Below are 26,236 nucleotides of genomic sequence, written 5' to 3'. Positions count from 1 at the left end.
GTCTCCTCAGGTCCGTCCGGCGGGCTGCGGCCGGGCGCCGGACTCGGACTCGGACTCGGACACGGACACGGACCCGGACCCGGACCCGGACCCGGACCCGGACCCCGTCTCGGTCTCGGTCTCGGCGAGGGCGGCGGCGATCTCCCGGACGTGGGGCTCGGCGACGATCTGGTAGTGGTCGGCGTCGACGTGGTGCAGCCGGAACGGCGCGGGCAGATGCGGGTCCCATGCGCCGGGGGCGGTCGGTTCGGGCGCGAGCACGGCCTCGGCCACCGGGCGTGCCGCCAGCCACACGTCGGCGGGCGTCCGGTGCAGCCGCGGCAGCCGGTGCCCGGCCATGGCCGCCAGGTTGGCCCGGCAGCAGCGCGCGAGCCGCTCGGCGTAGCGGTGCCCGGACTCCGCGAGGGGGGCCGCGGTGCCCGGACCGGGTGCGGCGGTGCGGTCGGCCCGCGCCGTCGGCCGGCCCGCGCCGTTTCCGCTCAACTCGCGGGCGAAGACGGCCTGTATCTGCTCCTCGTCGTAGCCGGCCAGGCGCTGCCCGGCCCCGGGCGGTGGCGGGTCGAGGAGGTGGAGGGCGGTCACGGGCCGGTCCTCGGCCTCGGCGAGCGCGGCCATCGACAGCGCGGTCCACGCCCCGAACGACCAGCCGGCGAGCGTCAGCCGGCGCCCGGGTTCCGGGAACTCCCGTCGCAGGGCGGCCAGGTACCGCGCGGCGCGCTCGTCGATGGAGCGGCCGTCCGGCAGTTCGGAGGCGCGCAGTCCGGGGTCGGCGATCAGGCAGACGGTGCGGTCCGCGGGCAGGGCGGCGACCAGGGGCCGGTAGGCCTGGACGTCCCCGCCCACCGGATGCACCAGGCACAGCACGTCCGGCCCCGGGCCGTGCTGCCACACGTCGACGTCCACCGTGCCGTGCGGGCGGACACCGCCGCCGAGGTGGCCGAGGATCTCCGCGAGGCTCACCCGGTGGCTGAGCCTGGACAGTTCGATGTCGGTGCCGTGCCGGCGCTTGATCTCGTCGAGCAGCTCCAGCAGGGTCAGCGAGTCGGCGCCCAGGTCGTAGAGGGCGGCCTGCGGGTCGACGGCGTCCACGCCGAGCAGGTCGAGCAGGACCGCGGTGATGTCGGCGTTCACGTCCCCCTGCACGGGAGCCGTGGGTTCGGCGGGGGTGCCGGGTTCGTAGAAGGACCGGGCGGCCGTCAGGTCCGTGGTACTGACCACGAGGTACGGCAGTTGCAGGTGGAGCGCCCGCTCGAAGACGGCCGTACCCTCCTCGGGGGTGAGCGCCACGGTCAGGTGGTCCCGGTGCCGGGCGTCCGCCCGGGCGGCGTGCCGCTGGGCCATGCCGACGCCCCGCCACGCGTCCCAGCCGACGCTCGTGCGTACGGTGGCGTCGCCACCCGGCGCGCTGCGGTGGGCGTAGGCGTCCAGGCAGGCGTTGGCGGCCGCGTAGTCGAACTGGCCGACCCCGCCGAACCGGGCCGCCGTCGAGGAGCAGTACAGGACGTAGTCCGGGGCGTGCTCGGCGACGAGCAGTTCGACGAGCAGGGCGCCGCGCAGCTTGGCGGCCGTGACGTCACGGGCCGCGGCCGGCTCGCGCCGGGCCAGCAGGCCGCCCGCGGCGGCGCCGACGGCGTGCACGATACCGGCCGGGGAGTCGAGCAGCGGGGCCAGCCGGTCCGCGACCGCGGCGGGGTCCTCCGCCGCCAGGTCGGCCGTCACCAGGGTGACGCGCTCGCCGAACGGCCGTAGCCCGGCCGGTACTTCGGCACCGCGCGACACCAGGACGACGCGGTTCCCGGGGCGTTGCAGGAGGCTCGCGGCCAGGGTGGAGCCGATGCCGCCCGTGCCGCCGAGGATCAGATGGGTGCCCGGCACGGCGGCGGGGCGGGCTGCCTCGCCGACGGGCACCGGCACGGTGGTGCGGTGCCACCAGAAGCCGTCCCGCAGGGCCGTCGCCCGGTCGGTGCCGGTGAGGGCGTCGTCGAGGAGCAGGTCGGGCAGGTGGGCGGCCCAGCCGGCCGGACGCGGGCCGGGCAGGTCGGCCCAGCGCAGGGTGACGCCCAGTTCCTGCCGGGGGACCTCCAGGGCCGCGGCGAGCAGACCGGCCTCGGGGGTGTGCACGGTCCCGGTGACCGGCTGCGCCCGCTGGGACAGCAGCCAGGCCCGCGGCCGTTCCGCTTCCGGCCGGCCGGCGAGGGCCAGGGCCAGGGCGGCGACCGTGTCGAGACAGGCCCACTCGGCCGTCTCCAGGGCGGACAGGGTCGGGCTGCCGTCGAGGGCGAGCGGAAGCGCGTGCAGCCAGTCGACGGCCGGCTCCTCCGCGCCGGTCAGGCCGTCGAACAGGGCGGCGAGCTGCCCGGCGTCGGCGACATCGGCCTCGTAGCGGTCGTCACCGAGCCGGGTCAGGCCCTGTCCGGCGCGCACGGTCACCACCCGCGCGTAGTGGCGTGCCAGGAACCGCCAGCTCTCGCCGTCCTGCCCGGGACCGATCACCACCACGGCGGTACGACGGGACACCGGGGCACCGGTGCGGGCGCGCCGCGAGCGGGTCCACAGCGGCTGGTGCAGCCACTCGGCGGCAGGCAGCCGGGAGATCCCGGACGGTTCCCCGGGCGTCCCGGACGCGCGGGGAAAGTCGTACACGGCGGTGTCGAAGGCGGGCGGCGGGAAGTCCCAGGGCGCCCCCGCCGGACCCGCCGGCCACGCGACGGCGCGGCCCGCGGCCCACGCCCCGACGAGGGCGTGCGGGTCGACGCACCCGACCGCCGGCGCGTCCTGCGCCGGGGGAGCGGTGACGGCCGGCAGCGCGCGCAGCCAGGCGACCGCCGAGGCGGCGTCGGGGCAGACGGCCGCCGCGCGGTGGGCGAGGGCGGGGCGGCCGGACTGGAGGTGGCGCAGCACCTGGTGGTAGGCGTCGGGACGGGCCGTGAGGTAGTCGGCGACCCGGAGCGCGTCCGCGCGGACCGCGGCCGCCGAGGCGGCGGACAGCACCAGGCACGGCAGCGGCTCGGGCAGGAACGGGGCGGCCGCCGGCTCCGGTTGCTCCAGCAGCACGTGGGCGTTGGTGCCGCCGATGCCGAAGCTGCTCACCCCGGCCACCCTGGGCGGCCCCGCGGGCCAGGGCTCGGCGGCGACCGGGATCCGGAACGGGCCGTCGGCGATCTCCGGGTTGAGCCGGCCGAAGTCCGCCGTCGGCGGCACGACCCCGTGGTGCACGGCGAGCACCGCCCGCACCAGGCCGGCGACGCCCGCCGCCGCGCCCAGGTGCCCGATCTGGCTCTTCACGGACGACAACGCGACCCGCGCGTCCGCCGCCAGCCCGTACGCCTGAACCAGCGCGGCCGCCTCGACCGGGTCGCCGAGCCGGGTACCGGTGCCGTGCGCCTCGACGTACCCGACATCGCCCCCGCGGCGGCCGCTGCGGTCCAGTGCCGCGCGGACCGCGGCCCGCTGCCCGGGCAGCGACGGGGCGCTGTAACCGAGCTTGCCGGAGCCGTCGTTGTTCAGCCCCGAGCCGGTGACGACCGCGTACACCGTGTCGCCGTCCCGGCGGGCCGCCGCCAGCGGCTTGAGGACGACCACGCCGCTGCCGCTCGCCCCCACGGTGCCCTCGGCGTCCGCGCTGAAGGGCCGGCAGTGCCCGTCGGGGGAGAAGATGTGCTGCGGCCGGTAGGTGTAGCCGTCGGTCAGCTCCGTGTCGACGAGGACCCCGCCGACGAGCATCACGTCGGCGTCGCCCTGCCGCAGCATCCCGGCGGCGACGTGCACGCCCGCGAGCGAACTGGAGCAGGCGGACTGGAGCGTGAACGCCGGTCCGGTGAGCCCGAGATGGTAGGCGGCCTTGGTGGCGAGGAAGTCCTTCTCGTGGTGCAGGGCGAGCCGGAAGGAGTCGGGCAGCAGGTCCGGGTCGCCGTCGCGGAGCATGCGCTGGAAGTAGGTGTTCTCGCCGCACGAGGCGACCAGGCCGACCCGCAGCCGCGCCGGGTCGCCGATTCCGGCGTGGGCGAGGGCCTCGGCGCAGTTCATCAGCAGGTGGCGCTGCTGGGGGTCCATCAGCCGGGCCTCGTGCGGGCTGATCGTGAACCGGCCCGGGTCGAAGTCGAGCAGTCCCGCCAGCTGGCTGCGGGCGCCCACCCGGGTGCCGTCGGCCGCGGCGAAGTGCTCGATACCGCGCCGGCCGGAGACGACCAGGTCCCAGAACGCGGCCAGGTCGGGCGCGCCCGGCAGCCGTACGGCCATGCCGACGACGGCGACCGGCTCGTCCGCCCGCCGAGCGCCGCCGGACGGCTCCGGCGGCCGGGCCGGGGCGTCGCCGGTGGTGCCGTCGCCGGTGACCAGCCGGGCCAGGGCGCGCAGGGTGACGTGCTCGAACAGGTCCGGTACGGAGAACGGGAGATCGCCCTCGCCCGCGCATCTGAGCTGGAAGCGCATCAGGTCCAGGCTGGTGGCCCCGGCGTCGAAGAACCGCTCGGCCACGTCCACGGTCCGCCCGGTCGCCGCCCGGAACAGGTCGGCCAGCCGCCGTTCGAGCGGCGACGGCCCGCCGCCGGCGCGGTCGTCCGGCGACAGCCCGGCCTCCCCGCGGCCGTCCGGCGACAGCGCGACGCCCGCCCGGCCGCCCGGGCGCAGTTCGCGCCCCGGCGCGGTGAGCGCCGCCCGGCGGTCCAGCTTGCCGCTGGGCGTGCGCGGCAGGTCCGGCACCCTGTGATAGGCGGCGACCCGGACGTAGGCGGGCAGCAGCCGTGCCAGCCGCCGGGTCAGGTCCGCGGGGTCGGGATCCTCGCCCCGGCACTGGAGGACGGCGACCAGCCGGCCGTCCAGGACTCCCGCGACCGCGTTGACCACCCCGGGACACCCGAGCAGCGCGGCCTCCACCTGGCCCGGCTCCAGTCGGTGACCGCCCAGTTTGACCTGGCCGTCGTCGCGTCCCGCGTAGTGCAGCAGACCGAGCCGGTCGAAGCGGGCGCGGTCCCCGGTGCGGTAGAAGGTGCCCAGTTCGGGGTCGTCGACGAACCGGTCCTCGTGCGCGGCGGGGTCGCCCAGGTAGCACCGGCCCGCCATGGGACCGCCGACGAGGAGGTCGCCCGTCACCCCCGGCGGCACCGGCAGCCCGCCCTCGTCGACCACCCGCAGCACCGCCCCCGCCACCGGGCGCCCGATCGCGGGGCGCGCCGGCCAGCGGGCCGGGTCGCCGTCCAGGCACAGGGCGCTGACGACATGGGTCTCGGTGGGGCCGTAGTGGTTGAAGAGGCGGGCGCCGTCCGGCAGTCCCGCGAACCACCGCCGGATCGCGTCCGTGCACACCAGCTGCTCACCGGCGGTCACGACGTCGCGCAGCCGGGACGGGAACACCCCGGCCCGCACGCCGTGTTCGGCGAGCAGCTGCAGCGCCACGTACGGCAGGAAGATCCGCTCCGCCCCGCCCGTCTCCAGCTGCCGCAGCAGCGTGGGCATGTCCTGCCGCCAGACCGGTCTGACCAGGCGCAGTTCGCCGCCGGAGCAGAGGGTGGTCAGGATCTCCTGGAAGGAGACGTCGAAGGAGAGCATGGAGAACTGCTGGGTGACGGCGGGCCGTTCGAGCCCGCCGCCGGTCCGCTGCCAGGTGAGCAGGGAGCACAGGGTGCGGTCGGGGACCTGGACGCCCTTGGGGGTGCCGGTGGAGCCCGACGTGAACAGGGTGTAGAGCGGCCGGAGTCCGCGGTGCCGGTACGGCACGGGCGGCGCGGTGGGCGTGCGGCTGAGGGTGACGACGTGCCGGGGCAGGTCCGGCGGGGCGATCGTGGCCAGGACGTCCAGGTCCTGGGCGCCGGTCAGCACGCACAGCGGGGCCGCGTGGTCCAGCACATGGCGCAGCAGGGCCGGCGGATAGGCGGGGTCGAGGGGGACGACGGTCAGGTTGCGGCGGGCCGCCGCGAGGAGGGCGACGACGTGCTCGACGGACGGCTGCAGGTAGAGGGCCACGGACGCCGAGGCGGCGGGATCCTCGGGCACGCTCAGGAGTGACGCCAGCTCGTTGGCCTGGGCGTCCAGTTCGGCGTACGTGAGGGTGATGCGGCCGAGGGTGACGGCGGGCGCGTCCGGAGTCCGGGCCGCCTGGCGGGCGAAGCCCTCGGCGACCGTCGTGAAGTCGGCCGCGGCGGGAGCGCCGTGGGCCGTCGCCGCCGCGCGGTGCGGGGCGACGAGTTCGCGCAGGGTGACGTCACCGTCGCCGGTCAGCCGGTCCAGGGCCCGCCGGAACAACCGGGCCGCCGCTTCGGCCCGTTCGGTGCCGAAGTCGTCCCGGTACTCCCACAGGCAGCCGAACCCCGACTCGTCCTCCACCACTGACAGGGTCAGCGCGCACTTGGCCTCCGCGGGCTCGAGCCACCGGGGCTCGATCGCGCAGTCCGCCAGGCGCAGTGCGGAGAACTCCGTGTTCTCCAGCACGAACATGTAGTCGAAGAGGGGGGAGCGCTCCCGGAACGCCCGGTCGGTGAGCAGGTCGGCGAGGAGGACCTCCTGACCTTCCAGAACCCGGCGCACGGTGCCGGCGTGCGCCGTGAGATGGGTGCGCAGGGAGTCGTCGGGCCGCACGGCGAGGTCGAGGAGCACGGTGTTCGCGAACATGCCGACGCTCTCGGCGAACTCCGGGCGCGGCCGGTTCGCCACGGGCGCGGCGACCAGCGGCCGGGCCTGCCCGGTCACGCCGTACAGGCACGCGGCGAACGCCGACACCAGCAACTGGAACCTGGTCAGGCCGAGTTCCCCGGCACGCCGGTCCAGTGCGGTACGGCGGACCGGGTCGAGGGAGGTGCGCAGCAGCCGCGCCCGCGGCCGGGCCGACGGCGCGGACCGGGGCGCGGGCAGGGCCGGTGACGGTTCCGGCGCGTCGGCGTAGTGGTCGCGCAGCCGGGTGCGGTGGTGTTCGTAGGCGGGTGTCGCGCGCCAGTCGCGCTGCCAGCGGGCGAGGTCGAGAGGGCCCGCGACCGGGGCCGGACGCTCCGCCTCGCCCGCGTAGGCGTCGGAGAGGTCGCGGAAGAGGAGGCTGAGCGACCAGCCGTCCACGGCCGCGTGGTGCAGGTGCAGAAGCAGCAGGCCGCCGTCGGCCCGCTCCGCCCACGCGGCCCGCAGCATACGGGGCTCGGTCAGGTCGAAGCGGTGGGCGAAGAAGCGGTCGGCGGTCTCCTGCCAGGGCTCCCCCTCGCGGGTGTCCAGCGGCTGCCAGGGGTCGTACGCCGCCTCGGTCCGCTGGAGCAGGCCGTCCGGGGCCGGCACCAGCCGGGTGCGCAGCGCGGGGTGCCGCGCCACCAGCGAGCGCAGCGCGCGGCGCAGCGCCTGCGGGTCGGCGGCGCCCCGGACCCGGAAGGCGAGCGGCACGTCGTAGGAGCGGTCGTCGGGGTCGCGCCGGTGCAGGAGCCAGAGCCGCTCCTGTTCGCTGGTCGCGGGCGCGGTCGTGCCGTCCGGGGCGGGCGGCACCGGCGGACGGGAGTCCGCCCCGGCGGTGCGGACGGCCTCCGCGAGGGCGGCGAAGTCGGCCTCCAGAACCTGCCCCTGGGGGATGTCGACGCCGTACCGCTCCAGGATCTCGAAGCGGAACCGCAGCGCCTTCAGGGAGTCGCCGCCGCTCGCGGTCCAGCGGTCGTCGGGACGCAGCCCGCCGACGGCGAGGACCTCCTCGGCGATCTCCAGGACGGGACGCTGCTCCGCACTCACCGCGACCGCGTCCGCACGGGTGCCGCGCCACGGCGCGGCCGCGTCGCGCAGCAGCGCGGCCTGGTCGACCTTGCCGTTGGCGGTCAGCGGGAGCTCCGCGACGACATGGGTGTGGTGCGGGCGCATGTACGGCGGCAGGGCGGCGCCGAGGTGGCGTTCGTAGTCGGGGAAGGAGAGGTCGTCGCCGAGGACGAGGAAGGCCAGCAGCTCGTGCCGGTCCGCCGTGTCGCGCCGGGTGCAGACGTGGGCGCGGCGCACGGCGGGCAGGGCCAGGATCCGCTGCTCGACCTCGCCCGGTTCGATCCGGAAGCCGCGCACCTTGACCTGCCGGTCGGCGCGTCCGACGTAGACCACGCGCCCCTCGGCGTCCCGGCGTACCAGGTCACCGGTCCGGTACCAGCGGCGCGGGGTGCCGTCCCCGTCCGCCGGCCGGACGAAGCAACGCTCGGTCAGCTCCGGGAGGTTGCGGTAGCCGCGCGCCAGCGCCGGTCCGCTGAGCAGGAGTTCGGCCACCTCGCCGTCCTCCGCGGTGCGCCCGTCCATGGTGCGCAGCAGCACCCCGGTGCCCGGCAGTGCGGTGCCGATCGGGATCGAGTCGCCTTCGAAGTCCCGGGGGATCGGGTGGCACAGGGCGAACGTCGTGGCCTCGGTCGGCCCGTACACGTTGTGCAGGACGGTCGCGGCGTCCGGGTTGGCGGCGTACCAGGTGCGGATCGCGCGCGGGTCGAGCCGTTCGCCGCCGACGAGGACCCGGCCGGCGTCGGCGAAGCAGCCGGGGACCTGGTCGACGACCGTGTTGAAGAGCGCGACCGTGATGAACACGGTGTCGACCCGGCGTTCGCGCAGTACGGCCGCGAGCCGGTGCGGGCTGTGCACCTCGGGGTCGTCCAGTACGACGCAGACGCCGCCGGTGAGCAGCGGGGCCCAGACCTCGAAACTGAGCGCGTCGAAGGCCGGGTTGGACAGGCAGGCGAAGCGGGCGCCGGGCCGCGGGCCGAGCCAGCCGGGGCCGGGGGCCAGCCGGAGCACACCCGCGTCGGTGACCTCGACGCCCTTGGGACGGCCGGTGCTGCCGGAGGTGTAGAAGACGAAGGCCGTGCCGTCGTCCCCGGCGGGTGCGGGCGGCGCGGCGGCGGTGGCGGGTGCGGCCGGACCGAGGAGCAGTTCGGCGTCGATCCCGTGGGCGTGTCCGGTCGTTCCGTCGTGGACGACCGCGACGGCGCCGGAGTCGTCGAGGATGTGCCGCTGCCGGTCGGGCGGGCTGAGCCGGTCGAGGGGGACCACGGTGGCGCCCGCGCGGCGGATGCCGAGCATGACGCACACCAGCTGCCAGGAGCGGGGCAGGCAGACCGCGACGGACTGCCCGGCGGCCACGCCCCGTTCGCGCAGCCGCGCGGCGACCCGGCCGCTGAGCAGGTCGAGTTCCGCGTAGTCGAGCAGGCGGTCGCCGTGCTCGACGGCGACCGCGGAGGGCGTGCGGTGCGCCTGGGCGATCACGGCCGCGGCGAGTCCGGTCCCGGCAGGTCCGGTCCCGGAGGGTACGGAGGGTACGGTGCGGTCGGTCATCGCGTCTCTCCCGCCGGTACGGCGACGGAGCGCGCCGCGGGTGCCGGCCGCCCCTCGTGATGGGCGAGTTCGGCGGCGAGCAGCGCGGCCACCCGGGCTGTCTCCGCGCCCTCCAGGATCTCCCAGTGGTCGCAGGCCATCGTCTCGACCCGGAACTCGCCCTGCGCGCGCCGCCGCCAGAAGGCGCGGACCTCGGCGGGGAAGGCGGTGTCGGCACCGTCCGGCACCGCCTCGGCGAGAACCAGCCGGGCCGGGGAGGGGGCCGGGACGTGCGCGCGGGCGGTGAGCCGGTTGTGGTTGTAGATCCGGAAGTAGCGGTCCACCTGGGCGTCGTCGATGCCGGGGTACATCCCGTTGAACCGTACGAGCTTGTCGCGGAACTCGGCCGCGTCGACGGCGGTGATCGCCGCACGGGCCCCGGGGTCGTCGGTCGCCTGCGTGTCGAGCAGGACCACGCTCACGTCGCTCCGCCCGGCGGCGCCGAGCAGGCGGCCCATCTCGTGGGCGACGAGTCCGCCGTAGGAGAGACCGGTCAGGACGAGCGGGCCCGCGCCGAGGGGTTCGAGGAGGCGCAGATACGCCTCGGCCATGGCCTCCACGCTGGGCAGTACGTCCTCTCCCGGGTTCACGCCGGGGGACTGGATGCCGTACAGGCCGGTGTGCGCGGGCAGATGGGCGGCGAGGGGCAGGTAGCAGAAGGCGGTGCCGCCGGCCGGGTGGACGCAGACCACCCGGGGGCCGGTGCCCCGGCGGAACTCGATCAGGCTGCCCGGGGCGCGGTGTGCGCCGTCCTCGCGCAGCAGCGCCGCCAGGGCCTCGATCGTCGGACGCACCATGACCTCGGCGACCGGCAGCCGGCGGCCGAAGACCTCGGTGACCTCGTGGGCCATCTTGATGGCGGACAGCGACGTGCCGCCGACGTCGAAGAAGTTGTCGCCGACGCCGATGGAGGGGTGGAGCAGCACGCCCTGCCATATCCGGTACAGGGCGTGCTCGACGTGGTCGCGCGGGCTCGCCGTGTTGACCTGGTCGTTCGTCTGCTCGTGGACGAGGCGCAGCAGGGCGGCGCGGTCGAGTTTGCCGCTGCGGCCCAGCGGCAGGGTCTCCAGGTCGAGGACGACGGCGGGGACCATGTAGTCCGGCAGGCTGCGGGCGAGGGCCGTGCGCCAGTCGGCGCCGGCGCGGGCCGGGGCGGCACCCCGGCCGACGGCGGCCACCAGCCGGGGCCGGCCCGCCGGGTCCTGGTCGGCGAGGACGACGGCCTCGCGGACGCCGGGCAGCCGCGTCAGCGCCGCGGCTATCTCGCCCGGTTCGATCCGGAAGCCGCGCAGCTTCACCTGGTCGTCGGCGCGCCCCGCGTAGTGGAGCAGGCCGTCGTCGCCCCAGCGGGCCAGGTCGCCGGTGCGGTAGACGCGGGCGCCGGGCACGAACGGGTCCGGCAGGAAGCGTTCCTCGGTGAGGTCGGGGCGGCCCAGATAGCCCCGGGCGAGGCCCGCCCCGCCGAGGTGGATCTCCCCGACGACACCGGGCGGCACCGGCTGCATCCGGGCGTCCAGGACGTAGCAGCGGGTGCCGGGCAGCGGACGGCCGATGGGGCACGGGCGGTCCAGCGGGCGGGGGTCGTAGTGGGCGGTGCTGTAGAGGGTCGCCTCGGTGGGGCCGTAGCCGAAGCAGACCCGCAGGCCGGGCAGTCGTTCGGTCATGCGGTGCAGCGCGGCCTCGGTCAGCGACTCGACCCCGGTCAGCAGCCTGCGCAGGCGCAGGCCGCGCAGCCGCCCGTCCGGGTCCTCGTCGGCCCACTTGACGTAGGCGGGCGGCAGGAAGGCCTGCACGATCCCGTGTTCGCGCAGCCAGGCGAAGAACTCCTCCGGGTCGCCGCGCAGTTCCTCGGGGACGATGTGCAGCACACCGCCGGTGGTGAGGGGCAGCAGGAGTTCGTGGACCGAGGCGTCGAAGCCGATGCTGGACCAGGCCGAGCCCGCCTCGCCGGGAGCGGTGCCCATCCGGTCGTGCCAGACCGAGAACAGGTTGAGGACGCTGCGGTGCTCGACGGCGACGCCCTTGGGACGCCCCGTGGACCCGGAGGTGAAGATCACGTAGGCCAGTTGCTCCGGGGCCCGCGGGATCCCGGCCGGCGGCCGGTCGCCGGCCGTGCCCTCGGCCTCCACCGTGCCGAGGTCGAGCCAGTCCGGCGGCCGGTCCGCACCGCGGTGGTCGCTGAGGACCACGGGGCACACGGCGTCCTCGACCATGGCCGCCAGGCGCTCCCGGGGCTGCCCCGGGTCGAGCGGGAGGTAGGCGGCACCCGCCTTGAGGATGCCGAGGACGCCGACCGCCAGGTCGCAGGTGCGGCGCGCGTGCAGCCCGACGACGTCGCCCGGGCGGACGGAGCGGGCGACGAGGGCGTGCGCGAGCCGGTTGGCACGCCGGTCGAGCGTCGCGTAGTCCATCGTGTGCGCGCGGTCGACGACGGCGGTGGCGGCCGGGTGGGCGCGGGCCCGGGCCTCGAAGAGCCCGGTGAGACCGGACGCCGTGCGCAGCGCGGTCGCGACCGCGTCGGACGGGCCGTCGCCCTCCTCCCGCTCCCGCGTGGCGTCGCCGGCGCCGATCAGCTCCAGCCGCTCGCGCGGGTCCATCAGCTCCAGGGTGTCGACGCTGCGGTCCGGGTGCCGGGCCATGTCGGTGAGCAGATGACGCAGGTGTCCCGCCCAGCGTTCGGCGGTGGCGGTGTCCAGCAGCGCGGTCGCGTGGTCGAGGTGCCCGGTGACCCGGCCCTCCGACTCGGTCGCCGACAGGGCGAGGTCGAACTTGGCCGGGGCGTGGGCGATCGGCAGCGGCGCGGCCTCGACCCCGGGCAGCTTCAGCAGGTCGTGCCGGTCCGGTACCCAGGCCAGCATGGTCTGGAACAACGGGGTGTGGGCCGCGCTGCGGGGCGGGTTCACCACCTCGACGATCCGCTCGAACGGCAGGTCCTGGTGGGCCAGGGCGCCGCGGACCACCGCCCGGGTCCGGGCCAGCGCCTCCGCGGCGGTCGGGGAACCGGACAGGTCGACGCGCAGCGGCAGCGAGTTGACCAGGAAGCCGATGAGCCCGGCGGTCCCGGGGCCGCGGCGGCCCGCGACCGGACTGCCGACAACGATGTCCTGCTGTCCGGAGAGCCGGGACAGCAGCACGGCCCAGCCGGTCAGCACCGCCACGAACAGGGTGGCCCCGTGTTCCCGGGCCAGGCCGCGCAGCGCGGCCGTGACGTCCGCGTCCAGCTCGAACCCGACGCGACCGCCGTCGTAGCCCTGCTCGGCCGGCCGCGGCCCCGGCAGCGGCAGTTCGAGCACGGGCGGGGCGTCGGCCAACACGTCCTTCCAGTAGGCCTCCTGAGCGGCGAGGGCACCGCCGAGCACGGACTCCCGCTGGGCGTCCGCGTAGTCCGCGTACTGGAGCCGCGGCTCCGGCAGCCCGTCCGGCACGCCCGTCGCCAACGCCTCGTAGACCGCCGCGACTTCCCTCATCATCACGTTCATCGACGCGCCGTCGTAGATGCTGTGATGGAACGTCAGCAGCAGCACGTGACGCGCGGTGCCGAGGACGAGCAGCCGGCCCCGCCAGAGCGGACCGGCCGCCAGGTCGAACTCCCTTGCCGCCTCTGCCTGTTGACATTCGGCCACCCGCCCGTCGGGGTCGGCCGCGGCGCCGAGGTCCTCGACGTCCAGGGTGGTGCCCGAGCCCGGCGGGTCGATGTGCTGGCACACTCCGCCCCCCTCCGCCACCAGCCGGGTCCGCAGGGTCTCGTGCCGGTCGGTCAGGGCGTCGAAGGCGGCGGCCAGGACGTCGCGGTCGAGCGGGCCGGTGAGGAGGAAGGCGAGGGTCTCGTTGTAGGCGGTGCTCCCGCCCGGGAGCTGGGCCAGGAACCACAGCCGCTGCTGGGCGAAGGACGCGGGCCGGATCCGGTGGGCCGGGTCGGTGGGGGTGGGGCGGGGAGTGTTCTGCACCGGCAAGGCCTGGCCTTCCTGTCGGGGGACGGGACCGGGGACGGAACAGGGCACGGCGGACGGCGGCATCGCGCGAAGTGCCGTAAAGGGTGAGGGGGAGAAGGGGGGGAGGGGGGAGGGGGATGCGTAGGTATCGGTGAGTGGGGGAGAACCGACGGGGGATACGCGTGGTGCAGTTGCGCACACTGGGGCGTCAGGTGTGCGGAGTTTCTGAGGGGGCTCCGTGACGCAGTTGTGATCATCAGTCACATGCCGAGGGCATGTCAACACTTGACTTTTCTGAGGGGAGTTGACCTAACCCGGCAGGCTCCTCCCGAGGTGGGGCGATTGCGACCGACCCCGGTGTGCGGTCCCCGGCGCGGGCTCATGGTGCAGCCCGCTACACCACGGATCCGGGAGCGGGCTTCCTCGTACCGCGGAGCGGACCCCGGAATCGTGGATGCGGGAGATCGGCCGCGGCGGCAACGGACCGACGGTCGGATCGTCCCCTCGCATCCGTCTACCGAAGGACAGTCCCATGCATCCGCTCGCCCGTGTGAAGGCGTTCGTCTCCGATCTGCTGCTGTGGTCGTGCTTCGCCGGAGGACTGGCCGCGAGCTCCGCGTCGGGTGCCGTCCTCGACGGCACCCGGAAGGACATCGCCACCTACGTCGGCATCGGCGTCTCGCTCCTGGCGGGCTCGCGGATCGCGAAGAAGCCGAGGATCAAGGCGTTCCTGGCGCGGCGGGGCACGCTCTGGTTCCTCTTCCTCTTCAACGCGGGGGCCGCGGCAGCCATGTACGTCGCGATGGACGGCGTGAAGGGGATCATGGGCGCCGCGTTCATGGGCCTGGTGTCCCTGGGGGCGGCCGGCGGCCTCGTCGCGAGCCACCGCAGGCCGAAGCCGGCGCGGGCGGCCGACCAGTCCTGGTCCTGAACGGCGGCGGGACCGGCCGCCCCCTCGTGCCGCTTTCGCCGGTGACGGGTGGGCCCGGCGCGCCGCATCGTTCTCCGCATGCAGGGAAGCCCACTGTCTTGCTTGAGTCACGCAAGGTTTCAGGGACGCCCAGGGTGGGCCGAAGCCGGGCTTGACCTCAAGTCCGGTTGAGTTTCTAGGTTGGGCCCTGCCGATGCCGACCCGCCGGAGAGGAAACGACCATGAGGACACTGGTGCTCGGAAGGACGCCCGCCAGGGTGACGGCGGTCCTGGCCACGCTGCGTACGGACGGCTTCGACGCGGAGGGGGTGAGCACCGACGAGGAGGCTCTGGAACTCCTGGCGACCGAGGAGTTCGCAGTGCTCGTCATCGGCGGGGGCGTGGGACCCGAGTCCCGCGTGGCGATCAAGGACTTCGCGGCGGAACACCGGGTACGGCACGTGATCGACGGCGCGCTGTCGGAGCCGTTCGACGTCTATGTGCGGCGGGAGTTCGAGCCGCTGATCCGCATGGCCGCCGCCGAGGGGTGACGGCCATGCACCGACCGGACGGCCCCTAGACCGCCCGCACCTGCTGGGCCTGCGGGCCCTTCGTGCCCTGCCCGATCTCGAACTCGACCCGCTGGCCCTCGTCCAGGCTCCGGTAGCCGCTGCCCTGGACCTCCGAGTAGTGGACGAACACATCAGGGCCGCCCCCGTCCTGTTCGATGAACCCGAACCCCTTCTCCGCGTTGAACCACTTGACGCTGCCCTGAGCCATTCCTGTTTCCCTTGTCTCGTCGCCACGACCCGGATCGTCGCGGACCGCGACCATCCTCCCCCCATACCGGGAGGGCAAACGCCGTCCGACCAGAACCACCCGGATGGGGCAGCCCCGCGGACGCGGAGAGACCGGTCCCGGCTCCAGCGGGATGGGCGCTGCGGCGGACAGGCCGAAGGACGACGTGTGCACGCCGTGACGCGGTCGCCGGGCCCCGCCGGAGCCCGTCAGCGCTTTTCCGCCAGGCTCTGGGTGCCGAGCACCGAGATCAACTCCAGCTTCTCGGCGGCCTCGGTGCCCGGCTCGGCCGAGTACACCAGGATGCGCAGGTCGTGCTCCTCGACCCGGAGGTGGTCGCAGTCCAGCGTCAGGGCGCCCACCTGCGGATGCTCGACCGTCTTGCGCGACGCCTCCAGCCGGCCCACGACCCCCGCGTCCCACAGCTCCGCGAACCGCCTGCTCCCGGCCCGCAACTCGGAGATCATCCGCTGCAGTTGGCGGTCGGCCGGATAGCGGGCGGCCGTCGAGCGCAGCTCGGCGACCATGCCGGCCTCGAAGGCCCGCCGCTCCTCGGGCGTGTGCCGCACCCGGCTCGGCCGGCCGAGGAAGTTGCGCCACACCCCGTTGCGCTCGAAGCCCCGAAGCCCGGAGGGATCGCCCATCAGCGCCGCGTACATCGGGTTGGTCAGCAGCAGGGTCATGGCCGCGTCGGACACCGCGACGGGCGTGCCGGCCAGCCGGTCGAGGAGCCGCTGGACGCTGGGTGTGAGGTAGGCGGGCACCATGTCGGGACCCGGTGGCACCAGCCCCGCCAGCCCGAACAGGTACGTCCGCTCGTCCGCGGACAGCCGCAGCGCCCGGGCCAGCGCCTCGACCACCTGCACGGACGGATTGCTCGCCCGGCCCTGTTCGAGGCGCGTGACGTAGTCGACCGAGATCCCGGCCAGCAGCGCCAGCTCCTCACGCCGCAGCCCCGCCGCGCGCCGCTGCCCGCCGGCCGGCAGCCCCGCGGCATCCGGGGCGACGCGGTCGCGCCAGCGCCGCAGCGCCTGTCCGAGTTCCGTCGCCGTCATGCCTCCAGTCAACACGGTCGGCCCCGGCCGTGCCTGGTACCCGCAGTCCCAGGAAGAAGGGTCTTCTGGCTGCTCCCGCGGCCCGGGAGCAGTCTGGGGGCATGACGACAACACTGATCACCGGAGCCAACAAGGGCATCGGCCACGAAACCGCCCGCCGACTCGTCGCCGCAGGCCACACCGTGTACATCGGAGCCCGGGACGCCGAGCGCGGACGCCGGGCCGCCGAGGAACTGGGCGCCCGGTTCGTCCTCCTCGACGTCACCGACGACGCCTCGGTCGAGGCCGCGGCCAAGCGGATCGAGGCCGACGGCGGCCTCGACGTCCTGGTCAACAACGCCGGGATCGAGAGCAGGAACGCGGACAACAGCGTCCCCACGGCCCGGACCGTGACCGCCGACCAGATGCGGAACACCTTCGAGACGAACGTCTTCGGTGTCGTCCGGGTCCTGCACGCCTTCCTGCCCCTGCTGGAGCGCTCGGCGGCACCGGTCGTGGTCAACGTCAGCAGCGGCCTTGCCTCGCTGACGGCCCTCTCCGACCCCGACCACCCCGCGCACTTCTACCCGGGTATCGCCTACCCGACGTCCAAGACCGCGGTCAACATGCTCACCGTGCAGTTCGCGAAGGCGTTCCCGGCCCTGCGGATCAACTCGGTCGAGCCCGGCTTCACCAAGACGGACCTGAACGGGAACACGGGCACGCAGACCGTGGAGCAGGGCGCCGAGATCATCGTGAGGATGGCGCAGATCGGCCCGGACGGACCAACCGGCGGCTACTTCGACGTCGACGGCCGGCTGCCCTGGTGAGCCCCGGCTGAACCCGCCGCGGCCCGGTGCCCGGTGCGCCCTGCGGCGCCCGGGTGCCGGGCGGTCAGCCGAGGCAGATGACCAGCAGGCAGAGCTGCGAGGGCGAGGTCGCCGACGCGGTCGGCGCGGGGCTCGCCGACGATGCCGAGGTGCCGGTGGCGGCGGCCGTCGTGGTGGTGGCGGTGGGCGTGGCCGTCGGATCCGCCGTCGCGCCGGCGGTGGTGGTGCCGGACACCGCGGCGGCGGTGTGCGGCCGGGCGGCGGTGGCCGCCGTGCCGGCCGGGGCGGCGGCGGTCGCCCGACCGGGCGTCGCCGTGGCGTGCGGCACGCCGGTGCTCTGCTCCCGGGGGGCGTTCGCCGTCGCCGGGCGGGCGGCGGTCGCGGGGTCCGGGGCCCGGTGCCGGCCGGTCGGTGCCGACGCCGCCGGATCGAGGTCCGTGGCCTGCTCGTCGGCGAGGCCCATGGGCCGGTTGTCCGGGGCCGTGGCCGCCTGGGCCCGGTCGCCGCCCTGCCGGTCCAGGGAGGCGACGGTCAGCCCGCCCCCGACCAGGGCGACCGCGGTGGCCACCACGGCCCGCCGCTGGTTCTTCTTCCAGCGGGCCCGCTGACGCCGCCGTGCCGCCCGGCCCAGCGGTGCGGGCGGTGCCGCGTCGGGGCCGTCGTACGGGTCCTCGGCCGCTGCCTCCTCGGCGTACGCGTCCGGTTCGGGCCACCCGGTACCGGCCGGGGCCTGCCAGGCCGCCGGGCCGGCCGATGCCGGGGCCGGGACGGCGCGCGAGGCGATGTCCGGGGCGTAGGCGCCGCAACCGGGGCACGCCAAGGCGCCGTTGAGGTGCCGACGGCACGAGGAGCAGTAGTCCATCCGCGTCTTCCTGACTCGACTGCGCCGGCGGCGTCCCGCGCCGTGGCCTGAACTCGATCGCACGAGGGATCGAACGGCCAGAACGGTAGCGAGCCTTTGGCCAGGCAGTGTGCAGCCTGTGTGTCGCTTCTGCGCAGATGCCGCCCGGGTCCGCGCACCGCCCGGTCCGGACGGGTCCCGGTGTCGTACCCGGGGAGGAGCCGGCGGCCCGGACACGTACTGCGGTTTCAGTAGCCCGTCCTGCGGATTCGGCAGCCCGCAGTGCCAGTAGCCGCACGACGACGCGGGAGCCCCCGCCAGGACAGTCTGGGTGACCAAGCGAGAACGGATGTGGAGTTCCCTGACGTGGCTACTTTTCTGTATCGACTGGGCCGACTGGCCTTCCGGCGGCGCGGATACGTCGCCTTGCTGTGGCTGGCCGTCCTGGCCGCCGTAGGACTGGGCGCGCTGCAGGCGCCGGGCGCCGCCGACGAGGAGTTCTCGACGCCGGGCATCGAGTCCCAGAAGGCGTTCGACCTGATGCAGGAGCGCTTCCCCGGCGCGGCTGCCGACGGCGCCACCGCACGGGTCGTCTTCGTCGCCCCGCACGGGCAGAAGGTGACCGCCACCGCGAACAGGAAGGCCGTCGAGGAGACGGTGGACGCCCTGGGCGACGGCACCCAGGTGGCGGGGGTCGCGGACCCCTTCACCGCGAAGGCGGTCAGCAAGGACGGCACCACCGCCTACGCGACCGTCACCTACAAGGTGAAGTCCTCCGCCCTCACCGACGCCAGCCGAACGGCGCTGGAGAACGCCACCGGCCAGGCACGCGACGCGGGCCTCACGGTCGAGACCGGCGGCTCCGCCATGGACAGCGGCGCCGGACCCGGCGGCACCGCCGAGATCATCGGCATCGCGATCGCGGCCGTCGTCCTCCTGGTCACCTTCGGGTCGCTGGCCGCCGCCGGGCTGCCGTTGCTGACCGCGATCCTCGGCGTCGGCATCAGCATGTTCACCATCACCGTGCTGGCCGACGCCCTGGGGCTGTCCACCAGCACCGGCACCCTGGCGATGATGCTGGGCCTCGCCGTCGGCATCGACTACGCCCTGTTCGTCGTCTCCCGCTACCGGGAGGAGCGCGCCGGCGGCCGGTCCCCGGAGGAGGCGGCCGGCCTCGCGGTCGGCACGGCCGGCTCGGCGGTGGTCTTCGCCGGCCTCACCGTGGTCATCGCCCTGGCCGGTCTCTCCGTCGTCGGCATCCCGATGCTGACCAAGATGGGTCTGACCGCCGCAGGCGCGGTGGTCGTCGCCGTGGTCATCGCCCTGACCGTCGTGCCGGCCCTGCTCGGATTCTGGCCGAACGCCGTACTGGCGGGCGCCGCGCGCAGGCGGGAAGGCGGCCGTCGTCGGCTGTTCCGGGCCAAGCAGGCGCAGCAGGCGCAGCAGGCGGAGCCCCAGGGCGACAACCGGGGCACCCGGTGGGCCCGCTTCGTGCTGCGCCGCCCGCTCCCCGTGCTGCTGCTCGGTGTCGTCGGGCTCGGCGCCCTCGCCGTCCCGATGACCCAGTTGCAGCTCGGCATGCCGGGAGACGAGGCCAAATCCACCTCCACCACCGAGCGGCGCGCCTACGACGACCTGGCCAAGGGCTTCGGCCCCGGGTTCAACGGCCCGCTGACCATCGTCGTGGACGCCAAGGGCGCGGACGACGCCAAGGGCGGGGTGAGCACGGTCCGGGAGCGGATCGCCGCCACCGACGGGGTCGTATCGGTGTCGCAGCCGCGCTTCAACAAGGCGGGCGACACGGCGGTGTTCACCGCCACCCCGTCCACCAGCCCCACCGACGAGAAGACCAAGACGCTCGTCAAGACGATCCGCGGCGAACGCCCGGCCATCGAGTCGGCGGGGGGCGCGTCCTTCGAGGTCACCGGCACCACCGCGCTGAACATCGACATCTCGGGCAAGGTCCAGTCGGCCCTCGTGCCCTACCTCGTCACCGTCGTCGGCCTCGCCGTCGTCCTGCTGCTGGTGGTGTTCCGGTCCCTGCTCGTCCCGCTCAAGGCGGCGCTCGGCTTCCTGCTCTCGGTCCTCGCGGCCCTCGGCGCGGTCGTCCTGGTCTTCCAGCAGGGACACGCGGCCGGACTGTTCGGGGTGGAGCAGACCGGGCCGATCATGAGCCTGATGCCGATCTTCCTGGTGGGCATCATCTTCGGCCTGGCCATGGACTACGAGGTCTTCCTCGTCTCCCGGATGCGGGAGTCCTACGTCCACGGCGAACCGGCGAGGGAGGCGGTGGTCTCCGGGTTCCGGCACAGCGCCCGGGTCGTCGTGGCCGCCGCCCTCATCATGATCGCGGTCTTCTCCGGGTTCATCGGCGAGGGCGAGTCCATGATCAAGATGATCGGGTTCGGCATGGCCACCGCCGTCCTCCTCGACGCCTTCGTCGTCCGGATGGCGATCGTGCCCGCGGTCCTCGCCCTGCTGGGCGACCGGGCCTGGTGGCTGCCGAAGTGGCTGGACCGCCTGCTGCCCCGGGTGGACATCGAGGGCGAGGCCCTCAGCCGCGGCCCGGCCGCCGGGACGCTCGCCGACCCGGACCCGGCCGCGGACGAGACCGCCGAGGTACGCGTCTGACCGGTGCCGACCGGCCGGTGGGCCGCCCGTGGCACAGGTCACGGGCGGCCCACCGGGCGTTCCACCGCGGACATCGGCCACCATGGGGCCAGGCCCCTCACCCGGAGAGACACATGACCACCAGCTTGGACAGGGGAACGGGGCGCCACCGCTGCCTCGTGGACGCAGCCACGGGCCTGGCGCTGCTCGCCTGCGTGACCCTGGGCGCCCTGCTCCGTTTTCCCGGCCTCAGCCAGCCGCAGGAACAGTGGCCCGCCACAGCCATCGCGGCCGTCACCTGCCTCGCCCTGCTGTGGGCGCGCATCCACCCGCGCACCGTCGCCGCCGTGGCCATGGCCGGTACGGTGGCCACCCTCGCCCAGGGCTACATTCCCACCCCCCTCATGCTGGCCCCGCTCATGCTGGCCCTGTACTGGGTGGCCGCCGTGACCGAACGGAGCGTCGCGCGGGCGTTCGGGCTGGCCGCCATGGCCGTGGTGGTGATCGCCGCCGTGCTCGACAACCCCACGACCGACATGCTGCTGCTGCGCACCGTCGGCCCCGTCCTGTGGCTGCTGCTGCCCCTCGTCGGCGGCAGCAGGGCCCGGCTGCGCACCGCCTACCTGGAGTCCGTACAGGCCCGGGCCGCGTACGCCGAACGCACCCGGGAGGAGGAGGCCCGGCTGCGGGTCGCCGAGGAACGCATGCGGATCGCCCGCGAGCTGCACGACGTCGTCGCCCACCACATGGCCGTCGCCAACGCCCAGGCCGGCACCGCCCGCCACCTCGTGCCGACCCGGCCCGAGCAGGCGCTGGCGCTGCTCGACGAGCTGACGGTCACCACGTCCTCCGCACTGATCGAACTCCGGGCCACGGTCGGGGTGCTGCGGCAGTCCGGCGACCCGGACGCCGAGTCCCTCGAACCCGCCCCCGGCCTGGACCGGCTGCCCGACCTGGTCTCGACCTGCGCCGGCGCCGGGCTCGACGTCACCCTCACCACCGACGGCGAGCCGCGGCCCCTGTCACCGGGCGTGGACCTGACGGCGTACCGGATCATCCAGGAGGCCCTCACCAACGTCACCAAGCACGGCGCCGGCCAGGGCGCCGACGTCCGGCTCACCTACGAGCGGACCCGGCTGCTGATCTCGGTCACCAACGACGGCACTCCCACCGCCCCGCCGGCCGCCGACGGCGGCTACGGCCTGATGGGCATGCGGGAACGCGCCCACTCCGTCGGCGGCGACCTGCGGGCCGGACCCCGCCCCGGAGGCGGCTTCGAGGTCGCCACCGCGCTCCCGCTCCACTCCCTCGCACCGGAAGAACCGGAGGCCGCCGCGTGAGTATCCGTGTCCTGCTCGCCGACGACCAGGCCCTGCTGCGCGGCACGTTCCGGCTGCTGATCGACTCCTGCCCGGACCTGGAGGTGGTCGCCGAGGCCGCCGACGGGCAGCAGGCGGTGGACCTGGCCCGCACCCACCGCCCCGACATCGTCCTCATGGACATCCGCATGCCCGGCACGGACGGCCTCGCCGCCACCGCCGCCATCTGCGCCGACCCGGAACTCGCCGCGACCCGCGTCCTCGTCCTCACCATGTACGAGACCGACGAGTACGTCGCCCGCGCGCTGCGCGTCGGCGCCAGCGGTTTCCTCGGCAAGTACGTCACCACCGACACCCTCCTCGACGGCATCCGCACCGTCGCCGCCGGCGAGGCACTGCTGTCCCCGGGCGCCACCCGCGCCCTCATCACCCGCTTCCTCGCCGGCCCGGCCGCCCCCGGCAACCTCCTGGCGCCCCCGGAGCGCCTGAACGACCTCACCCCGCGCGAACGGGAGGTCACCGCGCTCGCCGCCCGCGGCAGGTCCAACGACGAGATCGCCGGGGAACTCGTCCTGAGCGTCCTGACCGTCCGCAGCCACATCCAGCGCGCCCTGACCAAACTCGGCGCCCGCGACCGCGCCCAGCTCGTCGTCATCGCCTACCAGACCGGCCTGGTGCGCCCCGAGTCACGGCAGGTCTGAGCGCGGGGCCGCCCCGTCGCCCGCACCGGTCCCCGTCCGACGGGACCGTCCGGCCGCCCCGCAACCGGAGCGTCAGACCACGCCGGTACGCACGCGGATCAGCGTCTGCTGCCCGTTGGCCACCAGGGTGCGTTCGCCGTCGTCCCGGACGCCGTACACCTCCAGCCGGCACACGGTCAGGGTCCGGCCGGACTTCAGCACCGTGCCGATCGCCTCGATGCGGTCGCCGACGGCGGGCGCCAGCAGGTTGATCTTGTACTCGACGGTGAGGACCTCACTGTCCTCGGGGAACAGCGTGAGCGCCGCCTAGCCGCCGGCGCTGTCGGCGACCGCACTGGTGGCGCCGGCGTGGATGCAGCCGTGCTGCTGGGTCACCTCGGGACGGGCCGGCAGCACGATGTGCACCCGGCCCGGTGCGATCTCCGTGATCCGCGCGCCGAGGTGGGCCATCAGCCCCTGCCCGTCGAAGCTGTCCTGAACACGCTTGCGGACCAGGGGACTTGCCCCCTCCTGCCGCGTCCGGTCGTTCACGTACGTGCTCTCCCTCCGAGGTCCGGGCACGCTTCACCGCGTGCGGAGAGCCGTACCGAGCAGCGGACGGGAGGCCCCGCCGCGCCCGCGGCACGTTAATGGAGTTGCCCGGCCGCGGGACGGTTGTGGAGGCTGGCGCGGTGAAGTCTGTGCTGTGGCCGTTCGACCTGTCCTGGGACGAGGTGGACCCCGCCCGTCATCCGTTCGACCCCGTTGCGGCGGCGCGGGTGGTGCGCGCGCTCGGTCCCGCCCGACGCGTGCCGAGCCGTCCCGACGTGTCGGCCGCCGATCCGGCGATGAGCCACTGGAGCCATGGCGAGGGCAATCTCTGGGCGAGCTCCATGTCGTATGCCCTGATGCGGCGTTACGGCCGCTGGGCCGTGGGCTGGCGCTGGGCGCACGACGAAGGGGACTTCGACGGCGGGCCCGTCGGGAGCTGGTGCTGCCCGCGGGATTCGGTCACCACCCCGGAGGAGACGCTCGACCGGGTCGTCGCGGCGCTCTGCGAGTGGCGGGCGTGGCTGGAGAGTCTCGCCGGGCGGTTCGAGGCGTACCCGCTGGATCCGGCCGGTATCGAGGACCAGCGGATCCTGTGGGAGCGCGCGGCCCGGAACCTGATCCTGCAGGTCGTCGACCGCACCGGCTGCGGCAGCGGCTGGTACGGGCACTGCCAGCAGGTGCTCGGCTGGTTCCTCGACCGGTGGGGAATCGCACCGGACCACGCCCGCGACCTCGTCGACGAGGCGGTCGGCGGTCGGTTCCGCAGCTGGGCCGGCCCCGACACGGAACTGGTCGACGACATCGCGGAGCGCCTCGCGCGGTCGCTGCCGCCGTCCGGCGGACCGCGGCCGCCCGCCGGGCCGGCCGTCGACCACCTGGCACAGTGGCTCGCCGTACGCGGGACCGCGGCCTGGCGGGAGGCCTCCGACCGCGGCGGGGAAGGGCCGGTGACACCGGCGTGCGACGGCGCGGCCGAGGACATCCGCGCCTTCGACCAGGCACTGGACCCCGCCCGCGCCGAGGGACTGCTCGCCGCGCTCGACCGGCTCCGGGCCGACGCGGCGCACGGCGCGCCGCTCGACTTCGCACTGCTCCAGGGCTGGCAGCAGCACGTCCTCGGCACCGCGCGGCCGCCCGCGTTCCGCACCCTGCCCGCCTTCGCCAAACGCGGTCGGGAGCGCTACGGCATCGCCCCGGACACCCGGGCCCGCCTCGACGCCTGCCTTGCGGAGAGCGCCGGGAGCGCCGGGTGCGCGGAGAGTGCCGACAGCTCCGGCAGCTCCGGCAGCTCCGGCAGCTCTGACAGCTCTGACAGCTCCGGCTGTACCGGCAGTTCCGGCAGTGCCGAGGGCACCGGAGCGCCGCTCCCGCTGACCGCCCGTGCCGCCCGCGCGTACCTCGACGTCTGCTTCTTCCACCCCTTCGACGACGGGAACGCCCGCTCCGCCTTCCTCGCCCTGGTCTTCGTCCTCGCCCGCGAGGGCGTCACGCTGGACAGCGTCAGCCTGCTCCGGCGTGTCTCCTTCCAGGCCGACCGTTCCCGGGACGCGGTGGCGCTCACCAACTACATCGACCTCCATCTCGCGGAGACCCGGCGCCGGGCCACCGCCCCCGCCTCCTGACCCGGTCCTCTCCGGTCAGGGGGCGGAGGTCCCGTCCGCGGCCTTCCAGCCCCAGGCGGTGAGCATGCCAGCCGACAGCGCGGCGCACTCCTCGGAGTCCAGGTACCGGACCGCCGCGTCCACGGTCGCGTCGTCGACCAGGCCGGTGGCGAGCATCGCCGCCCGGCTCCGCTCCCAGGTGTCCGCCCAGAAGCGGCTGACGGGACTGCCCGGCAGCAACGGCGGCACATGGATCTCGGCGGCCACGGAGCGCAGCCCCGCACCGCGCAGCAGCTGCGGATACGACGGCACCCAGGAGACGTCCGTGCCGATGGTGTCCCGCAGCCCCTGCCACATGGCCCGCATCACCGTGGTGTACGGCGTGCCGGGCGTCCGGTCGCTCGTCAGGTCGACCGCGTCGCCGAGCACCAGCACACCGCCGGGCGCGACGAGTTCGGCCAGCGTCGTGATCAGGCGCTCGTGCTCGGGCAGGTGCATCAGCACGAAGCGCGCGTGGACGAGCCGGAACCGGCCGGGGGCGATGTCCGGGGCGCCGTCCCGGTCGGTGCCGTCTGCGGTGGTGATCCCGTCCGCGGTGGTGATGCCGGCGGCGGTGGTGAGGCCGTCGGTCGTGATGTCGGCCTCCAGCACGTCGAGCCCGGGCCGCTCGGCGAGGAACCGGACGTCGCGGTCCACGGCGAGCACGCTCTCCACCCCGGCCTCGTCCAGCAGCCGCCGGGCGACCGTGCCCGTGCCGGCCCCCACGTCGAGGCAACGCCACCCCGGCCCGGCGCCGAGCGCCCGCAGCCGCGCCATGGTGATGTCGTCGTAGGCAAGGGCGCCGACGTCGATGCGCCGGTCCTCGCCGGCCTGTCCGGGACGGAAGACGGCCTCGCCGTAGCGGCCGCCGCCCGGCGCGGCGGTCACACCGCCGCCTGGGTGGGGCCGGGACTGCCGTCCGGGTCGGACAGCCGGATCCGGGGGGCGCCGCAGAGTCTCATGGCCGGGCCTTCGCATCTGGTGGGGTACCGGGCGGCCCGTCCCCGGGGCCGCCGCCCCGCCGATCCTCCACCGGCGGCCGCCCGCACGGCCGAGGCGCGCCGGGCGGGCGGCCGATCGGCCGAAGGGCCGGGCGGGCAGTCCCTCCGCCCGCCGGAGGACCCGGACGCTCCGGCCCCCTCCGCCGGATCTCCGGCAGATCGACGGCTGATACAACTATCTCCGCCGCACACGAGCACACGAGTCGTGCCGGGGGCGACCGTCACAGCGGAACACGGTCGAGGAAGCCAACCGGCCAAGAGGATCAGGGTCGCCATGCCGCACATCACCGTCGACTACTCCCCGCGGATCGCCGACTCCTTCGACCTGCGGGTCTTCGCGGCGGAGCTGCAGCCGACGGTTCTGGAGGGCAGCGGCTCGGCGGGCACCTGCAAGATGCTGTTCCGGCAGGCGCCCGGGCCCCGGACGGCGGACCGGCACGGCGATGCGGCGGCCTTCGTCCATGTGGAGGTGGGGCTGCTCCCCGGGCGGCCCGACGCGGTCAAGGCCCGGCTGTCCGAGGACGTGCTCGCACTGCTGGAAAAGCACCTGGGGGTGGGCACGGCCCACGCCGTGGTCTGCTCCGTCGAGGTGCGCGAACTGGGCTGCTCGTACCGTCTCCGGACCTTCTGAGCCGGGCTCGACGCGCGCGGACGAGGCACCCGGCCCCGTCCGCGGACCCGGGCGGTGCCCCCGTCGTCAGGCGGTGTGCAGGGCCGCGTGCAGGGTGCGGGCGGCCAGGGTGATGGCGGCTTCGGCGGCGTGGGTCTCGCGCAGGGCGTTGAGCATGACGA

At 74.9% G+C, this 26,236-nt stretch carries 14 protein-coding genes and 1 pseudogene; 8 read left to right on the top strand and 7 right to left on the bottom strand.

Annotation, left to right across the window (positions count from 1 at the left end; translation table 11 throughout):
* Positions 1 to 6: 6 nt before the first annotated feature.
* On the bottom strand, positions 7 to 9,258 hold the full coding sequence (locus tag ACFZB3_RS28070) for an amino acid adenylation domain-containing protein (RefSeq protein ID WP_391379882.1): 9,252 nt from the start codon (positions 9,256 to 9,258) through the stop codon (positions 7 to 9).
* Positions 9,255 to 13,313: an amino acid adenylation domain-containing protein gene (locus ACFZB3_RS28065; RefSeq protein WP_391379880.1), complete on the bottom strand. Its 4,059-nt coding sequence runs from the start codon at positions 13,311 to 13,313 to the stop codon at positions 9,255 to 9,257. Before ACFZB3_RS28065 ends, ACFZB3_RS28070 begins: the two co-directional genes overlap by 4 nt.
* A 448-nt stretch (positions 13,314 to 13,761) precedes the next feature.
* Here ACFZB3_RS28065 and ACFZB3_RS28060 point away from each other — a divergent pair, with 448 nt between their 5' ends.
* Positions 13,762 to 14,160, top strand: a complete 399-nt coding sequence (locus ACFZB3_RS28060; RefSeq protein WP_391379878.1) for a hypothetical protein — start codon at positions 13,762 to 13,764, stop codon at positions 14,158 to 14,160.
* A gap of 221 nt (positions 14,161 to 14,381) precedes the next feature.
* Positions 14,382 to 14,690: a hypothetical protein gene (locus ACFZB3_RS28055; RefSeq protein ID WP_391379876.1), complete on the top strand. Its 309-nt coding sequence runs from the start codon at positions 14,382 to 14,384 to the stop codon at positions 14,688 to 14,690.
* 25 nt (positions 14,691 to 14,715) lie between these two features.
* On the opposite strand, the gene ACFZB3_RS28050 is transcribed toward ACFZB3_RS28055, so the two are convergent.
* Both ACFZB3_RS28050 and ACFZB3_RS28045 read right to left on the bottom strand, forming a co-directional pair.
* Positions 14,716 to 14,919 carry a cold-shock protein gene (locus ACFZB3_RS28050; protein ID WP_181809315.1) on the bottom strand — a complete coding sequence of 68 codons (204 nt, stop codon included), beginning with the start codon at positions 14,917 to 14,919 and terminating at the stop codon, positions 14,716 to 14,718.
* 227 nt (positions 14,920 to 15,146) lie between these two features.
* Complete coding sequence (locus tag ACFZB3_RS28045) at positions 15,147 to 15,992, bottom strand: helix-turn-helix domain-containing protein (protein ID WP_391379874.1); 846 nt, start codon at positions 15,990 to 15,992, stop codon at positions 15,147 to 15,149.
* Between the two features lie 101 nt (positions 15,993 to 16,093).
* On the opposite strand from ACFZB3_RS28045, the gene ACFZB3_RS28040 reads away from it, so the two are divergent.
* Positions 16,094 to 16,801 (top strand): SDR family NAD(P)-dependent oxidoreductase, encoded by a 708-nt coding sequence (locus tag ACFZB3_RS28040; RefSeq protein WP_391379871.1) that lies wholly within the window; start codon positions 16,094 to 16,096, stop codon positions 16,799 to 16,801.
* Between the two features lie 64 nt (positions 16,802 to 16,865).
* Here ACFZB3_RS28040 and ACFZB3_RS28035 read toward each other — a convergent pair whose 3' ends face one another.
* Positions 16,866 to 17,663, bottom strand: coding sequence for a hypothetical protein (locus ACFZB3_RS28035; RefSeq protein ID WP_391379869.1), 798 nt, complete (start codon positions 17,661 to 17,663; stop codon positions 16,866 to 16,868).
* Between the two features lie 345 nt (positions 17,664 to 18,008).
* On the opposite strand from ACFZB3_RS28035, the gene ACFZB3_RS28030 reads away from it, so the two are divergent.
* The 3 genes from ACFZB3_RS28030 (at position 18,009) to ACFZB3_RS28020 (ending at position 22,272) form a co-directional block, all read left to right on the top strand.
* Positions 18,009 to 20,273, top strand: a complete 2,265-nt coding sequence (locus ACFZB3_RS28030; RefSeq protein ID WP_391379867.1) for an MMPL family transporter — start codon at positions 18,009 to 18,011, stop codon at positions 20,271 to 20,273.
* A gap of 113 nt (positions 20,274 to 20,386) precedes the next feature.
* Positions 20,387 to 21,592 carry a histidine kinase gene (locus ACFZB3_RS28025; protein ID WP_391379865.1) on the top strand — a complete coding sequence of 402 codons (1,206 nt, stop codon included), beginning with the start codon at positions 20,387 to 20,389 and terminating at the stop codon, positions 21,590 to 21,592.
* Positions 21,589 to 22,272: a response regulator gene (locus ACFZB3_RS28020; protein ID WP_391379863.1), complete on the top strand. Its 684-nt coding sequence runs from the start codon at positions 21,589 to 21,591 to the stop codon at positions 22,270 to 22,272. Before ACFZB3_RS28025 ends, ACFZB3_RS28020 begins: the two co-directional genes overlap by 4 nt.
* Positions 22,273 to 22,344: 72 nt before the next feature.
* Here the strand turns inward: ACFZB3_RS28020 and ACFZB3_RS28015 are convergent.
* Positions 22,345 to 22,722, bottom strand: a pseudogene (locus tag ACFZB3_RS28015) (PaaI family thioesterase).
* A gap of 263 nt (positions 22,723 to 22,985) precedes the next feature.
* On the opposite strand from ACFZB3_RS28015, the gene ACFZB3_RS28010 reads away from it, so the two are divergent.
* The gene (locus tag ACFZB3_RS28010; RefSeq protein WP_391380632.1) at positions 22,986 to 24,425 is read left to right on the top strand and encodes a Fic family protein; all 1,440 of its coding nucleotides are present in this window, start codon (positions 22,986 to 22,988) and stop codon (positions 24,423 to 24,425) included.
* A 15-nt stretch (positions 24,426 to 24,440) separates the two neighbouring features.
* Here the strand turns inward: ACFZB3_RS28010 and ACFZB3_RS28005 are convergent, their stop codons facing one another.
* Positions 24,441 to 25,331 carry a methyltransferase domain-containing protein gene (locus ACFZB3_RS28005; RefSeq protein WP_391379861.1) on the bottom strand — a complete coding sequence of 297 codons (891 nt, stop codon included), beginning with the start codon at positions 25,329 to 25,331 and terminating at the stop codon, positions 24,441 to 24,443.
* Between the two features lie 387 nt (positions 25,332 to 25,718).
* On the opposite strand from ACFZB3_RS28005, the gene ACFZB3_RS28000 reads away from it, so the two are divergent.
* Positions 25,719 to 26,075, top strand: a complete 357-nt coding sequence (locus tag ACFZB3_RS28000; RefSeq protein ID WP_391379859.1) for a 5-carboxymethyl-2-hydroxymuconate Delta-isomerase — start codon at positions 25,719 to 25,721, stop codon at positions 26,073 to 26,075.
* Positions 26,076 to 26,236 lie beyond the last annotated feature (161 nt).

Source organism: Streptomyces sp. NPDC008092 (assembly GCF_042957285.1).
GTDB lineage: Bacteria > Actinomycetota > Actinomycetes > Streptomycetales > Streptomycetaceae > Streptomyces.
Note: the sequence above shows the minus strand (reverse complement) of the source record. Positions and strands in the feature narration are given on the sequence as shown.